The following is a 14,958-nucleotide window of genomic DNA, read 5'->3' as shown; positions in this document are numbered from 1 at the left end:
AACAAATCCTCGGTTATTCGCGCCAGAACGTCGGGGTAAACAATACCAGCAAGGTAAAGACCTCCAGGCGGCCGAACAGCATGGTCAGGATCAGAATCCATTTCGCCACCGCGTTCATGGAGGAGAAATTTTCCGCCACCACCCCCAGGCCGGGACCCAGGTTGTTCAGCGTCGCGGTCACGGCGGCAAAGGCGGAAAAATTATCAACGCCGGTGGCGATAATCGCCAGCATGCTGACGATAAAGACTAATACATACGCGGAAAAGAACCCCCAGACCGCCTCCAGGATACGCTCCGGCAGCGCCCGGTTGCCGAGCTTGATAGTATAGACGGCGTTGGGATGGACCAATCGCTTCAGTTCCCGCGAACCCTGCAGGTACAGCAGCAGGATACGGATTACTTTCAAACCGCCGCCCGTCGAACCGGCGCAGCCGCCGATAAATGCCGAGCAAAGCAACAAAATAGGCAGGAACAACGGCCAGCGGGCGATGCTGTCGGTAGTAAAGCCGGCAGTGGTCGCCATGGAAACCACCTGGAAAAAGGCTTGGTTGAGGGTTTGCAAGCCGCTTTGGTAAACATCGTAGCGCCAGAGGATAAGCGTACACACCATTACCAGGATAAACTGCACGCTGATAAACATCCTGAATTCCGGATCGCGCCAGTAGACCCGCAGGTTATGGCCGCTCAGCACGGCGAAATGCAGACCGTAGTTGCAGCCGGAAATCAGCAGGAACACCGCTACGATGGTGTTGATCATCGGACTGTTGTAATAGCCGATACTGGCGTCGTGGGTGGAAAAGCCCCCCAGCGCAATGGTGGAAAAGCTATGGCTGATGGCATCGAAAACCGACATGCCCGCGCCCCACAGCGCCAGCGCGCAGGCGATGGTCAGGGTGATATAGATAAGCCATAACGTTTTGGCGGTTTCGGCGATCCGCGGTCGCATTTTGTTATCTTTCAGCGGGCCGGGCATTTCGGCGCGGTAAAGCTGCATGCCGCCGACGCCGAGAATCGGCAGGATCGCCACCGCCAGTACGATGATACCCATGCCGCCGAACCACTGCAGCATCTGGCGGTAGAACAGGATGGCCTTGGGCAGGCCGTCAAGCCCCACCAGGGAGGTGGCGCCGGTGGTGGTCAGGGCGGAAAACGACTCAAAAAATGCATCGGTTACCGACAAATCGGGATGTTCGGCAAACAAGAACGGCAAGGCCCCTACGCTGCCTAATACGGTCCAGAACAGGACGACTATCAGAAACCCCTCCCGTGATTTCAGCTCATGTTTCTGCTGACGATTGGGCAACCATAATACCAATCCAATCAATAGGGCGAAAAAAAAGGTTTGCGTAAAAGCGCTGCCGGCGCCGTCACGGTAGATCAGCGCCACCAGGCCGGGAACAATCATCGTTCCCGAGAAGAGCATGACCAGTAGGCCGACAATACGGGTTATGGCGCGAAAATGCATTTCAGCACGATCCTTAATATTTTATTTAACTGTGGCCGGGTATGGAGCTATTGCGCAACGGGCGCTAATTGCAATGCCCCCCGGCTGAGATCGCGCAGCTTTTCCTCGGCCATTGCGACCCGGGCGATAGGAATGGCTACCCTGAGTATAATGGATTCGCCATAATCGCACTGGACGACGCGTCCCCCGGTCTGGTTGACCACCGCGTCAATCCAGGCCTGCTGCTCATAACGACATGACACCATAAACTCGGCCTGGGGAACCCTCTGCGTGCGGGCCATGCGTTGTAACGCCTCCCGCACGCCGCCGCCGTAGGCCTTCACCAGCCCGCCGGTGCCAAGCCTGATGCCGCCATAGTAACGCACCACCACCGCGGTAATCTCGCCGAGTCCCGACCCCATCAGTTGCGCCAGCATAGGTTTGCCGGCGGTTCCCGACGGCTCGCCGTCATCGGAAAAACCAAGCTGTTGCGAATCCTGCGGAGGCCCGGCGATATACGCCCAGCAATGATGGGCCGCCCCGGGATGCTCGCAGCGGCTTTGCCGGATCAGCTCCCTGGCGGCCTCGATGCCCGGGGTGGGGGCAAGGAGGGTGATAAAGCGGCTTTTTTTGATCTCCATAGACGCCGTTACCGGCGCCGCGGGAACAAAATAGGCGTGCATTATGCCAGTTTCAGATTGCGTGTCATATTTTCGATCTGCTTATCCATGATAACGATATTATCCTCGATACGGATACCGCCATAGGGTTTAAACAGTTCGATGCGCCGCCAGTTGAAATGCCGGCTAAAGCTGCCCGCGCGCCACGGGGCAAGCAGTGATTCAATAAAATAGAAACCCGGTTCGATGGTCATCACCATGCGCGGTTCCATAACGCGGGTACAGCGTAGATAAGGGTACAGGGCCGGCGCCGCCAGGCGGGTGCCGCGATCGTCCTGCAAAAAGCCGCCGGCGTCATGCACCTGCAGCCCAAGCGGATGTCCCAGCCCGTGGGGAAGGAACGGGCCGGTGATGCCTTCGCTCACCATGGTCTCTTCATCAAGACCGGTCACGAGATCAAACCGGGCCAGCAGACGGGCGATGCGCCGGTGCATCTGGATATGATATTCAATGTAATTGACGCCCGCCTCCATGGTACCGATAAGGGCCTGCTGCTCGGTATTCATGGCGGCGACCAACTGAGCGAACTCGGAATCTTTTTGCGCCGCGTAGGTACGGGTCAGGTCGGCCGCATAGCCATTGTATTCGGTACCGGCGTCAATCAGGAAGCTGTGTACCCGCTCGGGCAGGCGCTGATCGAGTTTAGTGTAGTGCAATACCGCGGCGTGCTCATTCAGGGCAATGATGTTGCCGTAGGGTACATCGATATCACGATGGCCGGTTGCCGACAGGTAAGCAATATTGATATCGAACTCGCTCATGCCGGCCTGAAAGGCCTCATGCGCCGCCCGATGCCCGATGACCGCGGTCTTTTGCGCCTCGCGCATACAGGCCAGCTCGTAATCGGTCTTATAGGCGCGGTGGTAGTGGAAATAATCCAGTACCGGTTGGGGGTTAAGCTGGTCGGCTTTCAGGCCCAGGGACGACGCCCTTTGCGGCGACGAGCCAATATAGGCCGCGTTGCCGCGTCCGGACGGCAGCAATGAACCGATATCGTCGGGATTCGCAATCGGGATGATATCGATGAAAGGGGTCCAGAAACTCTCAGGCAACGGCTCGACGCTGTACCAATAATCGACCGGCGCATAGAACCAAAGTTTAGGCTTATTGACACCGTCGACCCAGAGCCAGCAATGCGGCACGCCGGTGACCGGCAGCCAGGCCTTGAACTGAGGATTGACCTTAAAGGGGTAATCATGATCGTCGAGAAACGCCGTGATCGGTTCGCCGGAATGGATCAGCAGCGCATCCAGGTTATGCAGGGCCAGCACCTCGCGCGTGCGTTTTTGCAGCGTCGCGAGATGGTCCTGGTAAAGAGTAGAAAAAGATTCCATGGTCTGACCTTATTTTACCGCGCAATTGCCGCCATCTTAGCATAGCGTCCCGGCGGATGAACCCTCCCGCCGCAGCGATCAGATAAAGGCAAACGCATCGCCGAAGATCCGGCCGGGAATGGCGTCGCGTTCCGCGCAAAAACGCTCGCGGGCGATTTTAGCCATTTCGAAACGGCCGGCGATATAGATATCGTACGCCGCCAGGGAACCGTAGTCCTGCAGCACCGCGCTGAGCACCGTTCCGGTCCGGCCCTGCCAGTTTTCGTCCGGCTGTTCGACCACCGGCACCACTTTCAGGCGCGGATGCAGCAGGGTCAGCGCTTCCAGTTCGCCCAGATCGTAGAGATGTTGCAACTCCCTGCCGCCCCAATAAATAGCCACTTCCCGCTCAGGTTGATTGGCGAGTACGGTCAGGAGGATTGAGCGGGCATAAGAAAAACCGGTGCCGCCGGCGATAAGGACCATGGGCCGCTCGGTATCGTCACGCAGCCAAGCCTCGCCATGCGGGATATCGACGGTAATTTCACGATCTTTCAAGATACGATCCATAACGGCCATCGCATACAGATTCAGTTCGGAAGCCCCAATATGCAGCTCGATTATCGAATTCTCCATGGGCGTCGACGCCAGGGAAAAGGGGCGTTTGTCGCGTTCATCCATCACTACCATCAGATACTGACCGGCGCGAAAACTAAAAGCCGCTTCCGGGACCAGGCATACCCGATAGACCGTATCGGTGATGGCATCCACGGAAGTGACCTTACAGGTCAATGTTGTCATGCATTCCCTCTGTCGGGCTAATAAGCAAAATGGAATGGAGGGCTGTAACTATCATCGCCCTTTACCACTGTCTTTTAATATGGCCAGTTCGTCCCACAACGCATCAACGCGGGCGCGAACCCCGTCGTCCATGCGAATCGGGGTGCCCCACTCGCGCGAGGTTTCCCCCGGCCATTTGTTGGTGGCGTCCATTCCCATTTTTGAACCCAATCCGGAAACCGGCGAGGCAAAATCCAGGTAATCTATCGGCGTATTTTCCATTAACACCGTATCGCGCGCGGGGTCCATCCGGGTCGTAATGGCCCAGATAACATCCTGCCAGTTACGCGCGTTGATATCATCATCGCATACGATGACAAATTTGGTATACATGAATTGACGCAGAAACGACCACACCCCCATCATGACCCGTTTGGCATGGCCCGCATATTGTTTCTTGATGGTCACTACCGCCAGGCGGTAGGAACAGCCTTCGGGCGGCAGATAAAAATCGACGATTTCCGGAAACTGTTTTTGTAAAATGGGAACGAAGACTTCGTTAAGCGCCACGCCCATGACCGCCGGCTCATCCGGCGGCCGGCCGGTGTAGGTGGAATGATAAATGGCGTTCCGCCGCTGGGTGATATGGGTAATGGTGAATACCGGGAACTCATCCACTTCGTTATAATAGCCGGTGTGATCGCCATAAGGACCTTCGGGAGCCGTTTCACCCGGTTCAAGATATCCTTCCAGCACGATTTCGGCGCTGGCGGGCACCTCGAGATCGCAGGAGATGCACTTTACCACCTCGGTCTTATAGCCGCGCAGCAGGCCGGCGAACGCATATTCGGACAGGCTGTCGGGCACCGGCGTGACGGCGGCCAGGATGGTGGCCGGATCGGCGCCCAGCGCCACCGCCACCGGAAAGCGTTCGCCCGGATGGGCCGCGCGCCATTCCTGGAAGTCCAGCGCGCCGCCGCGATGCGACAGCCAGCGCATGATGACTTTGTTTTTACCCAGCACCTGCTGGCGGTAAATGCCCAGGTTCTGGCGTTCCTTGTGCGGTCCGCGGGTGACCGTCAGGCCCCAGGTGATAAGCGGCGCCACGTCGCCCGGCCAGCAGTGCATAATGGGAATACGGCCGAGATCGACATCCTGGCCCTGCCAGATTTGCTCCTGGCACGGCGCGGAGCTAAGCCGTTTGGTCGGCATATTCAGCACCTGGCGGAATTTCGGCGCCTTATCCAGCAGATCGCGAAAGCCTTTTGGCGGCTCCGGTTCTTTCAGGAAGGCCAGGAGTTCCCCCACCTCCCTGAGCGCCGCCACGCTCTCCTGGCCCATGCCCAGCGCCACCCGTTCCGGCGTGCCGAACAGATTGCACAGCACCGGCATGGCATAGCCTTTGGGGTGTTCAAACAGCAGCGCCGGCCCGCCCGCGCGTAGAGTACGGTCGGCGATTTCCGTCATTTCCAAATAGGGATCAATGGGCAGGGTGATTCGTTTCAATTCTCCCCGCTGTTCCAGCAAGGATAAAAAATCGCGCAAGTCTCGGTATTTCATAGCGTCATCGGATGCCGGGTTATATTTGCATTATAAAGTCTGTTTAACAGCCATGCCGCCCTTTTGTCAAAATTGATGGTAAATATGCTGTTTTTTTATGCGCCGCGCGCTGCGGCCTATAATAATGTCACGCTATTTATTTAGGGAGGCCTTTGTTATGCTGGGCCACCGGAGATAGGGGTGCATCAGATTATGGAAGCATGGTATTTATTGTATTGTAAACGCGGCCAGATGATGAGGGCGAAAGAGCATTTGGAAAGACAGGCGGTGGCGTGTATGAGTCCAATGGTCACCCTGGAAAAAATCGTCCGCGGCAAACGCACGACCGTCAACGAACCGTTGTTTCCCAACTATCTGTTTATTGAGTTTGATCCGGAACGTATCCATACCACCACCATCAGCGCCACCCGCGGCGTGAGCCATTTCGTGCGTTTCGGCAACCTGCCGGTGACCATTGCGGCCGAGGTTATCGAGGAGCTGCGCGATCATGCCTACGAAGGGGTGACCGACCCGCAAACGCCGTATGTCGGCGATCTGGTCGTGATTACCGACGGCGTCTTCGAAGGGCTCCAGGCGATTTATAGCGAGCCCGACGGCGAAGCGCGCTCCATGCTGCTGCTCAATTTCCTCAACAAACAGGTCTGTCAAAGCATAGACAACAAACAGTTTCAAAAGATTTTGTAGCCTGATAAACCGCCGGGAATTAGCCCCTGAGGACTAAGCCGCCCGCTGACGCGTTGCGAAGGAGCGGCTTGTTTATTCAGCGCCTCAGGTGATCGTCATGCAGCCATTGGGCGACGCGTTTGGAGAAGTAGGTCAGGATACCGTCGGCGCCGGCGCGCTTGAAGCACAGCAGCGATTCCATGATGGCCGGCTTTTCCTGCAGCCAGCCGTTCTGGATCGCCGCCATATGCATGGCATACTCGCCGGACACCTGATAGGCAAAGGTCGGCACGCCGAAGGTTTCCTTCACCCGATGGATCATATCCAGATAAGGCATGCCCGGTTTCACCATCACCATATCGGCGCCTTCCTGCAGGTCCTGCGCCACTTCCTGCAACGCTTCGTCGCTATTGGCCGGATCCATTTGATAGGTTTTTTTATCGCCGCCCTTCAGGTTGGCGCTTGAGCCTACCGCATCGCGAAACGGGCCGTAATAGCAAGACGCATATTTCGCCGAATACGCCATGATCTGATTGTTGACCAATCCCTGCTGCTCGAATTTTTCGCGTATCGCGCCGATGCGCCCATCCATCATATCGCTGGGCGCGACGATTTCCGCGCCCGCTTCGGCGTGACACAGCGCCTGGCGCACCAGGATTTCCTTGGTGATGTCGTTAATCACATAACCCTGGTCGTCGATGATGCCGTCCTGGCCATGGGTCGTGTAGGGATCCAGCGCGACATCGGTCAGCAGCCCCAATTCCGGTACCGCGTCTTTCAGCGCGCGGATAGTGCGCGGAATCAGGCCCTCGGGATTATAGGCTTCTTCCGCCAGCAGCGATTTGTAGGGCGCTTCAATAACCGGAAACAACGACAGCACCGGCACACCCAGCTTGGCCACCGCTTCCGCTTCCTTGATCAGCAGATCAAGCGTCATGCGATACACTCCCGGCATGGACGGCACTTCCTGCTGGCGCTGTTTGCCTTCCATGACAAATACCGGATAAATCAGATCATTGACGGACAGATGGTTTTCCGCCACCAGGCGGCGGCTGAAATCATAGCGTCTCACCCTGCGCAGGCGGCGATGGGGGAAGTTGCCAAATACAGTGCTCATAGTCTTTCTCCTGAATAACGCCGTCCGTGACGCTGGCGGCGTTTAGATTATTCTGTTTAAAACCAGAACCGCCCGAAAGGGCGGTTCAGAAGCTGACAAACGACGCTTAGTCCCCATCCTGGGGATCTTCGGTATTGTCGTCCGATGTGCCCTCCTGGCCGCGCCGTCCTTTGCCGACGTAAAACCGGGCGCAAAAAAGGCCGATTTCAAACAGCAGGTACATCGGGATCGCCAGCAGCGTTTGGGAAAAAACGTCCGGCGGCGTCAAGAGCATACCGACCACAAAGGCGCCGACCAGTACATAAGGCCGTTTTTTCTTCAGATCGTCGGGTGTGACCACGCCGGTCCAGCATAACAGCACTATGGCTATCGGCACCTGGAACGACACGCCGAAGGCCATAAACAGCGCCATGACAAAATCGAGGTAATTATTGATGTCGGTGGCGATCAACACCCCGCGCGGCGCGGTTTGGGCAAAGAAGCTAAAGGCCAGTGGAAAGACGATAAAATAAGCAAAGGCCATGCCCGCATAAAACAACAGCGTGCTGGAGAACAGCAGCGGCATCATCAGACGCCGTTCATGCTTATATAACGCCGGCGCGATAAAGGCCCAGACCTGGTACAGCAGCAGGGGCGCGGAAGCAAATACCGAAACGATAATCGTCAGCTTGATAGGCGTAAAAAACGGCGACGCCACATCGGTTGCGATCATACTGGCGCCGGCCGGCAAATGTTTGATCAAAGGTGCCGAAACGATCTGATAGATATCATTGGCGAAATAGACCAGCGCCAGGAACACCGCCAGCACACTGAGAATGCAGTACAGTAAACGCTTACGCAGCTCGATTAAATGGCTGATAAGCGGTTGGGTATCTTCAACGGCCATTATTCGCGATCATTATTTTTAAGGGGTGTGGGGGCGGCCGCGCTGTCCGGCGCCGGAGCCTGTCCGTGCCGGAGCAGGGTAGCATCATGTGGGAACGGGCCGTTATTGGCCGGCGTGGGCGTCGCCGGCGGCGCTTCGGCCTGAGCGGGCTTGGGCGTCGCAGGCGGTGCTTCGGCCTGGGCCGGCTTGGGCGTTGTCGGCGCTTCGGCCGTCATCGGTCCGGGTGTCGCCGCCGGCGCCATCGGCGGCGCGTCTGCTTGAGTTGCGCCTTCCGCCGGCGTCACGCCGTCATGAATCGCTTCCGGATCGGTTATCAACGGGTTATGGATCGTCTGGGGCGTGGTTTCGCTATCGGGGACCATTTTACTGTGAAAGCTTTTTTTCATGGAGTCGGCCGCTTCGCGCAGCTCTTCCATTGAGGCTTTCAGTTCCGGCGACAGGTTATCCTTGCTGGCCTGCTCGACTTTTTTCAGGCTGTCCTGCAATTCCTGCAGCTTAAGCTCCTGGCTCAATTCGTTTTGTACCGTGGAGGCCAGCGAGCGTAGCGCCCTGACCCAACCGACCACGGTACGCACGGCCACGGGCAAACGCTCGGGGCCGAGAACCACAAGCCCAATCACGAACACCAGGGCCAGTTCACCAAATCCAATGTCAAACACAGCTTATACCTGCTTGTTGTCTTTGTTTACCGTTTCGTCCGGCCGCGGCGGCTGCGGCTGCGGCTGAAGGGGTTGCTGCGGCGGCTGGGATTGCTGCGGCTGCGGCTGGGGTTGCTGCGGCGGCTGGGATTGCTGCGGCTGCGGCTGGGATTGCTGGGGTTGAGGCTGCTGTGGTTGTGCGATGGTCTTCGCCGCAAAGTCAGCATCCTGGCCGGTTTTATCCGTGTCCCGCGGAGCAGGTTTGTCATCATCGTTCATGGCCTTTTTGAAGCCCTTGATGGACGCGCCCAAATCCGCGCCCATGCCGCGCAGCTTGTTGGTGCCGAACAGCAGCACCACGATGACCGCGATAATTAATAATTGCCAAATACTGATGCCGCCCATGATATTACCTCTGTTTAGGGGTTAATTCGAGTTACCGGATTTTGCCGGACCCGCAAAATTTACGCAGTGCGTTTCCAGCCAACGATCCAGCTTACTATGCCGGCAGCCATTAACCAGGCGGGAAACGATGACATCTCGTTGCCCAATGATAATAGAAAAGTACCGCACAGCAGCAGCGTGGCGCCGATACCGAATAAAAACCGCGCCTGCCCCTGCCGGACGTGCTGTCCTTTTAGCTCGACGGTCAGCTTGTCGACGCTCTTTTGCAGCGATCTATGATGTTTGAATCCTTCATAAATCAGTTCCGGCAGTTCGGGCAGTTTTTCCGCCCAGAACGGCGCCTTTTCCTTCATCGCCCGCAAAATGGCCGGGATGCCCACCTGATCCTTGATCCAGGTTTCCAGGAAGGGTTTGGCCGTTTTCCATAAATCCAGCTGCGGATAAAGCTGGCGGCCGATACCCTCAATGTAGAGCAGCGTTTTTTGCAGCAATACCAGCTGCGGCTGCACTTCCATATTAAACCGCCGGGCGGTGTTGAACAGATTCAGCAAGACGTGGCCGAAGGAAATATCCGCCAGGGGTTTTTCGAATATGGGCTCACACACGGTACGGATGGCAAACTCAAAATCCTCCACGTTGGTATCGGGCGGCACCCAGCCCGAATCTACATGGAGTTCCGCCACCTTACGGTAATCGCGATTGAAAAAAGCGATAAAATTCTCAGCCAGATAGCGCTTATCTTCTTTATTCAGCGAGCCGACGATGCCGCAATCTATCCCGATATACTGCGGGTCGTCCGGATGTTCAAAACTGACGAAAATATTGCCGGGATGCATGTCCGCATGAAAAAAACTATCACGAAACACCTGCGTAAAGAAGAGCTGCACGCCGCGTTCCGCCAATAATTTCATATTGGTTCCCTGTTTTTCCAGCGCCGCCACGTCGGAAACCGGCACACCGTAGATGCGCTCCATCACCATCATGGTTTCACTGCAATAATCCGGGTAAACCTCGGGGATATACAGCATCGGACTGTTCTCGAAGTTGCGCCGCAGCTGGATGCAGTTGGCGGTTTCGCGCAGCAGGTTCAGTTCATCAAGCAGGGTTTTTTCATATTCCAGCACCACTTCCACCGGCCGCAGGCGGCGGCCGTCCGGCAACAGCCGGGGCAGCCAGCTGGCCAGGCGGTACATCAGGCGCATATCGGCCTTGATCATCGGCATGATATCCGGGCGGATCACTTTGATCACCACCTCTTTGCCGTTTTCTTTTAAACGCGCGGTATGCACCTGGGCAATAGAAGCCGATGCCAGGGCGACCTGATCGAAATCATCGAACCAGGCCTCCAGCGGCTGTCCCATGGCTTTTTCAATATGCTGGCGCGCCAGCGCGCCGTCGAAAGGCTTGACCCGATCCTGCAGCATGGCCAGCTGATCGGCAATCACCGGGGGAAACAAATCACGCCGGGTCGACAACATCTGGCCGAACTTGATCCAAACCGGCCCCAGTTCCTGAAGCGCCAGGCGCAACCGGACCCCCAACGGCTCATCAAGATGCTCATTGGGAAGCCAGAATATCAGCCGGCGTCCCAGGCGCAGCGGCAGGGTGAGGCGTATTTTGGGAATCAGCTCGTCCAGCCCGTAACTGAGCAGCACCCGCACGATAAAATAAAGGCGACGCAGTTCTCCCACAATCATCGGCCGGACTCCAGTTTTGCCAGGCGGGCCGTTAAGGCGGCCCCAGCGCGGTCTATCGCATCGACTTCGTCACTGAACCACGCCAGCTCCAGGGAGGAAGGCGATAAGCGCCACTCCTCGGTTACCGCCTGGCCCAGCCGGGTTTGCTGTTCGCCCAGACGCCGTCGCAGCCCGCAGGCATGGGCGCGTAATTTTTGTGTCAAGCCTTCGGCGACGATATCGCCCACATAAGGCGCCAGTAGCTCCGCCGGGTCTACCTCGGCCATGTCCAGCAGCGCGACAAACTGCTGCACCACCTGCAAATCCCCGTCTACGTCCAGTGAGCCTTGTTTGATTAATAACGGCAACTGCTGGCGCCGGCGCAGGGCCGGCAGGGCGGAGAAGTGCGTTCTGACGGTACAGTCGGCCGGTCCGTCCCAGGCGGCCAATACATCCGCCTGGCTCTCGCCGAACACCAGGATAACCGGGCTGTCCAGTTCGGCCAGCTCAAAGCGCAGCACCTTGCCCTTCAGGCGTTGGCGTGCCGGCTTCAAAAACCCATCTTTATACAGCAGGCGTTTCAGCGCGGTTTCAAGCGTTGCGGTAATCAATAACATCAGCATGTCATTTCCCGATCAGAATTTGTAACCGCGATGCAGGGCAACGATACCTCCGGTCATATTAAAATATTCGGCGCTGTCAAAACCGGCGTCCAGCATCATGGCTTTCAGCGTTTCCTGGTCCGGATGCATGCGGATGGATTCGGCCAGGTAACGGTAGCTGCCGGCGTCGCGCGCCACCATCTCGCCGATGCGCGGCAAGACATGGAAGGAGTAGAGGTCGTAGGCCTTGTTCAACGGCTTGAACAATGGCGTGGAGAATTCCAGGATCAGCAGGCGTCCGCCCGGCTTAAGCACCCGGTACATGGAGCGCAGCGCCTGCTCTTTTTCGGTCACGTTACGCAATCCGAACGAGATGGTGATGCAATCGAAGGTGTCGTCCGGGAACGGCAATGCCTCGGCATTGGCCTGCACATAACGCACGTTGCCGATGATGCCTTTGTTACGCAGCTTTTCGCGGCCCACCTTTAACATGGAATCATTGATATCGGCCAGCACCACTTCGCCCTCCTCGCCCACCAGGTGGGAAAACTTGGCGGTCAGATCGCCGGTGCCGCCGGCCAGATCCAGAACCTTCTGCCCGCGGCGCACGCCGCTGCAATGAATGGCGAAACGTTTCCACAGACGGTGGATGCCAAACGACATCAGGTCATTCATCAAATCATATTTTGCCGCAACGGAATGAAAGACATCCGCCACCATGACCGCCTTCTCGTCCTTAGCAACGGTGCGGAAGCCGAAATGGGTCGTTTCACGCTGGTCTTCATCTGCCATGTTTTTATGCCCTGCTTGATCAGTTATCAGAGAAGTGTAACAGAAGCGGGCTGAAAGCCCCACTCCGACACCCCCTACCTGAGCGGGTATTCTTCCTGCTCCCGGTGCGAAGTCTCCGCCGCCGGGGCGTCCCCGTCAACCGGCGGCGTTAATTCATCCCCGCCGGGTTTCAGATCGCCGCCGCGCCCGCCCGCTTCGTCCGCGGACAGCGCGCCGTCATCGTCATACAGCCCTGAGACCGCCCCTTCCCCCGGCGGGTCGGTATAGGGTTGGCGCCCGGATTCCTCCGCCAGGACCGGATTGATCGGACGTTTGATTTCAACGCCGAGCGCCCTGAACCCTTCAGCCTGGCTGATGAGATTACCACGCCCCTGCGCCAGTTTATTCATGGCCTGGCGATAGACTGCCTGCGCTTTGTCCAGGCTTTGGCCGACGGCGGTCATATCGTCGACGAACAGCCGCATTTTGTCGTACAGCCGCGCCGCCCGCTCGGCAATATGCTGCGCGTTGCGGCTCTGGTGCTCATAGCGCCACAGGTTATTAATGGTGCGCAGCGCCACCAGCAGCGTAGTCGGGCTGACGAGCATGATATTCTGCTTCAGCGCCTCGCCAATCAGCTCCGGCTGCTTATCTATAGCCAGCATAAAGGCCGGTTCGACGGGGATAAACATCAACACATAATCCAGCGAGCGTAAACCAGGCAATTGTTGGTAATCTTTTCTGCCGAGCAAACGCATGTGCCCGCGCAGCGAATTGATATGCTCCAGCAGCGCGGCCTGGCGCTCCAGGTCGTCATCGCTGTTGAAAAAACGTTCATACGCCACCAGGGACATTTTGGCGTCGATGACCACATCCTTGCCCTGCGGCAGGCGCACGATCACGTCGGGCTGCATGCGGTGGACAGCATCGACCTGGATATTCACCTGGGTCTGGTATTCATACCCTTCCCGCAGTCCCGAGGCTTCCAGCACCCGGCTCAATACCACCTCGCCCCAATTGCCCTGGGTTTTGTTATCGCCTTTCAACGCGCGGGTAAGGTTAACCGCTTCCCGCGCCATTTCGGCGTTAAGCTGCTGCAGGCTGCGGATTTCATGGGTGAGGGTATGGCGCTCGCGCGCCTCCTGCCCGAAACTGTCCTGGACCTGCCGGCGAAAGCCGTCCAACTGCTCGCGCAGGGGGATAAGCAGCAAATCCAGGCTTTGCCGATTGAGTTCATCCACTTTACGCCCGCTTTGTTCGAAGATCCGGTTGGCCAGGTTTTCAAACTGCGCCGCCAGCCGCTGCTCGCTGTTGACCAGCAGGCGCTGTTTTTCCTCGGCGGCCAGACGGGTTTCCTCCAGGCGAATGGTGACTTCGCGCAGTTCCGCTTCCTGCGCGCTGTTCACCTCGCGCTGCGCCCGCAGTTCCTGGTTCAGTTGCTCGCATTCGCCGCGCCAGTGCGCCAACGGCGCCAGCCGTTCCTCGGCGGTGGCGAGACGCCCGTACAGGTCGCGCATCTCCCGCTCAGCGGCGCGCAGCTGCTGCTCGCACTGGCGATAAGCGGCCTGCGCACGTTCCACCTCCTGCTGCGCCGTCGCCAGAGATTGCGTGCGCAGGCGCAGCTCCGCCTCAGCGCGCCCCTGCTGCCGCTGATAACGGGTCGCGGCGATAAGCAGACCGGCCAGCACCCCGATTGCCAAGCCGCCCAGGCCGTAAAACAGGCTGAAATCCATGTTACCTCCGCCTAAAACAATACTGACTGCCACGTTAAGGGCGAACTGTATAGATGTCCAGCGGGTTTTATCAGCCGATGAAACGGCTAAGCCATTGGATGCCAAACGCCCCGGGCGCCAGCAGGCCGAAAGCCCAGACCGCGGCCGAGCCGAGATTGGCCAGTTGGAAATAGAATCTGGGCATGCCGCAAATGCCGGCTACCAACGGCACCACCGCGCGCAGCGGGCCGAAAAAACGCCCGAAAAAGGCGCCGGCGATACCCCAGCGGTCGAAAAAGGCCTGCCCGCGCGCCAGCATATGGGGATGCCGGGAAAACGGCCAGAGATGCTCTAGCCGCTCCTGGTAATGATATCCCAGCCAATAGGAGAGCCAGTCGCCAAAAAAACCCCCGGCCACCGCCGCGGCATAGACCGGCCAGAAAGCAATGCCGGCCTCGCCGATAAGTGCGCCCAGCGCCAGCAAAATGACGGTGGCGGGCAGCAGCAGCGATAAAAACGCCAGGGATTCGCCAAAAGCGAGAATAAACACGAGCGGAATGGCCCAGAATTGCTGCTGGCGGACAAATTCGGTGGTATGGGCAATGATTTCATCCAATGACAAGGCGGCTCCCTTGGCGCAGGGCGGTAAAGTACCGGGAAGACCGGTAGGGGGAGTTTGTATCCTATGATGCCATGATAAAGCGCGGGTAG

The 14,958-nt window shown here is 57.8% G+C and carries 14 protein-coding genes and 1 pseudogene; 1 reads left to right on the top strand and 14 read right to left on the bottom strand.

Annotation, left to right across the window (positions count from 1 at the left end; genetic code table 11):
- Nucleotides 1-13 precede the first annotated feature (13 nt).
- The 5 genes from trkH to ubiD all read right to left on the bottom strand — a co-directional run bounded on the left by trkH (nucleotide 14) and on the right by ubiD (nucleotide 5,777).
- Nucleotides 14-1,465 carry a Trk system potassium transporter TrkH gene (gene trkH / locus ACL2XG_RS17565; protein WP_410013105.1) on the bottom strand — a complete coding sequence of 484 codons (1,452 nt, stop codon included), beginning with the start codon at nucleotides 1,463-1,465 and terminating at the stop codon, nucleotides 14-16.
- A 47-nt stretch (nucleotides 1,466-1,512) separates the two neighbouring features.
- Nucleotides 1,513-2,127, bottom strand: coding sequence for an IMPACT family protein (locus ACL2XG_RS17560; RefSeq protein ID WP_410013104.1), 615 nt, complete (start codon nucleotides 2,125-2,127; stop codon nucleotides 1,513-1,515).
- The gene (gene pepQ, locus ACL2XG_RS17555) at nucleotides 2,127-3,458 is read right to left on the bottom strand and encodes a Xaa-Pro dipeptidase (RefSeq protein ID WP_410013103.1); all 1,332 of its coding nucleotides are present in this window, start codon (nucleotides 3,456-3,458) and stop codon (nucleotides 2,127-2,129) included. Before pepQ ends, ACL2XG_RS17560 begins: the two co-directional genes overlap by 1 nt.
- Nucleotides 3,459-3,536: 78 nt before the next feature.
- Nucleotides 3,537-4,238 carry an NAD(P)H-flavin reductase gene (gene fre, locus ACL2XG_RS17550; RefSeq protein ID WP_413721638.1) on the bottom strand — a complete coding sequence of 234 codons (702 nt, stop codon included), beginning with the start codon at nucleotides 4,236-4,238 and terminating at the stop codon, nucleotides 3,537-3,539.
- Between the two features lie 51 nt (nucleotides 4,239-4,289).
- A complete protein-coding gene (gene ubiD, locus ACL2XG_RS17545) occupies nucleotides 4,290-5,777 on the bottom strand; it encodes a 4-hydroxy-3-polyprenylbenzoate decarboxylase (RefSeq protein WP_410013101.1) in 1,488 nt (495 codons plus the stop codon).
- Nucleotides 5,778-5,969: 192 nt separating this feature from the next.
- Between ubiD and rfaH the strand changes: the two genes are divergently transcribed.
- The gene (gene rfaH / locus ACL2XG_RS17540; RefSeq protein ID WP_410016697.1) at nucleotides 5,970-6,461 is read left to right on the top strand and encodes a transcription/translation regulatory transformer protein RfaH; all 492 of its coding nucleotides are present in this window, start codon (nucleotides 5,970-5,972) and stop codon (nucleotides 6,459-6,461) included.
- Nucleotides 6,462-6,537: 76 nt separating this feature from the next.
- Here the strand turns inward: rfaH and hemB are convergent, their stop codons facing one another.
- The 9 genes and pseudogenes from hemB to ACL2XG_RS17495 all read right to left on the bottom strand — a co-directional run bounded on the left by hemB (nucleotide 6,538) and on the right by ACL2XG_RS17495 (nucleotide 14,869).
- Complete coding sequence (hemB, locus tag ACL2XG_RS17535; RefSeq protein WP_410013100.1) at nucleotides 6,538-7,557, bottom strand: porphobilinogen synthase; 1,020 nt, start codon at nucleotides 7,555-7,557, stop codon at nucleotides 6,538-6,540.
- 106 nt (nucleotides 7,558-7,663) lie between these two features.
- Nucleotides 7,664-8,443 carry a Sec-independent protein translocase subunit TatC gene (gene tatC / locus ACL2XG_RS17530; RefSeq protein ID WP_410013099.1) on the bottom strand — a complete coding sequence of 260 codons (780 nt, stop codon included), beginning with the start codon at nucleotides 8,441-8,443 and terminating at the stop codon, nucleotides 7,664-7,666.
- The gene (gene tatB / locus ACL2XG_RS17525) at nucleotides 8,443-9,102 is read right to left on the bottom strand and encodes a Sec-independent protein translocase protein TatB (protein WP_413721639.1); all 660 of its coding nucleotides are present in this window, start codon (nucleotides 9,100-9,102) and stop codon (nucleotides 8,443-8,445) included. Before tatB ends, tatC begins: the two co-directional genes overlap by 1 nt.
- 150 nt (nucleotides 9,103-9,252) lie before the next feature.
- Nucleotides 9,253-9,486, bottom strand: a pseudogene (gene tatE, locus ACL2XG_RS17520) (twin-arginine translocase subunit TatE); the annotation flags it as partial.
- Nucleotides 9,487-9,545: 59 nt separating this feature from the next.
- Nucleotides 9,546-11,183, bottom strand: coding sequence for a ubiquinone biosynthesis regulatory protein kinase UbiB (gene ubiB, locus ACL2XG_RS17515; RefSeq protein WP_410013097.1), 1,638 nt, complete (start codon nucleotides 11,181-11,183; stop codon nucleotides 9,546-9,548).
- Nucleotides 11,180-11,785, bottom strand: a complete 606-nt coding sequence (ubiJ, locus tag ACL2XG_RS17510; protein WP_413721640.1) for a ubiquinone biosynthesis protein UbiJ — start codon at nucleotides 11,783-11,785, stop codon at nucleotides 11,180-11,182. Before ubiJ ends, ubiB begins: the two co-directional genes overlap by 4 nt.
- Before the next feature lie 12 nt (nucleotides 11,786-11,797).
- Complete coding sequence (ubiE, locus tag ACL2XG_RS17505; protein WP_413721641.1) at nucleotides 11,798-12,556, bottom strand: bifunctional demethylmenaquinone methyltransferase/2-methoxy-6-polyprenyl-1,4-benzoquinol methylase UbiE; 759 nt, start codon at nucleotides 12,554-12,556, stop codon at nucleotides 11,798-11,800.
- A gap of 74 nt (nucleotides 12,557-12,630) precedes the next feature.
- The gene (gene rmuC / locus ACL2XG_RS17500) at nucleotides 12,631-14,268 is read right to left on the bottom strand and encodes a DNA recombination protein RmuC (RefSeq protein ID WP_413721642.1); all 1,638 of its coding nucleotides are present in this window, start codon (nucleotides 14,266-14,268) and stop codon (nucleotides 12,631-12,633) included.
- 70 nt (nucleotides 14,269-14,338) lie between these two features.
- A complete protein-coding gene (locus ACL2XG_RS17495) occupies nucleotides 14,339-14,869 on the bottom strand; it encodes a DedA family protein (RefSeq protein ID WP_410013094.1) in 531 nt (176 codons plus the stop codon).
- Nucleotides 14,870-14,958: the final 89 nt, after the last annotated feature.

The organism is Sodalis sp. RH24 (assembly GCF_047324145.1).
GTDB lineage: Bacteria > Pseudomonadota > Gammaproteobacteria > Enterobacterales > Enterobacteriaceae > Acerihabitans.
Note: the sequence above shows the minus strand (reverse complement) of the source record. Positions and strands in the feature narration are given on the sequence as shown.

Coding starts and splice junctions, on each gene's coding strand:
- fre (WP_413721638.1), bottom strand. CDS start 4,238: ATGACAACATTGACCTGTAAGGTCACTTCCGTGGATGCCATCACCGAT.
- pepQ (WP_410013103.1), bottom strand. CDS start 3,458: ATGGAATCTTTTTCTACTCTTTACCAGGACCATCTCGCGACGCTGCAA.
- ACL2XG_RS17560 (WP_410013104.1), bottom strand. CDS start 2,127: ATGCACGCCTATTTTGTTCCCGCGGCGCCGGTAACGGCGTCTATGGAG.
- tatC (WP_410013099.1), bottom strand. CDS start 8,443: ATGGCCGTTGAAGATACCCAACCGCTTATCAGCCATTTAATCGAGCTG.
- rfaH (WP_410016697.1), top strand. CDS start 5,970: ATGGAAGCATGGTATTTATTGTATTGTAAACGCGGCCAGATGATGAGG.
- hemB (WP_410013100.1), bottom strand. CDS start 7,557: ATGAGCACTGTATTTGGCAACTTCCCCCATCGCCGCCTGCGCAGGGTG.
- ubiD (WP_410013101.1), bottom strand. CDS start 5,777: ATGAAATACCGAGACTTGCGCGATTTTTTATCCTTGCTGGAACAGCGG.
- trkH (WP_410013105.1), bottom strand. CDS start 1,465: ATGCATTTTCGCGCCATAACCCGTATTGTCGGCCTACTGGTCATGCTC.
- ubiJ (WP_413721640.1), bottom strand. CDS start 11,785: ATGCTGATGTTATTGATTACCGCAACGCTTGAAACCGCGCTGAAACGC.
- rmuC (WP_413721642.1), bottom strand. CDS start 14,268: ATGGATTTCAGCCTGTTTTACGGCCTGGGCGGCTTGGCAATCGGGGTG.
- ubiB (WP_410013097.1), bottom strand. CDS start 11,183: ATGATTGTGGGAGAACTGCGTCGCCTTTATTTTATCGTGCGGGTGCTG.
- ubiE (WP_413721641.1), bottom strand. CDS start 12,556: ATGGCAGATGAAGACCAGCGTGAAACGACCCATTTCGGCTTCCGCACC.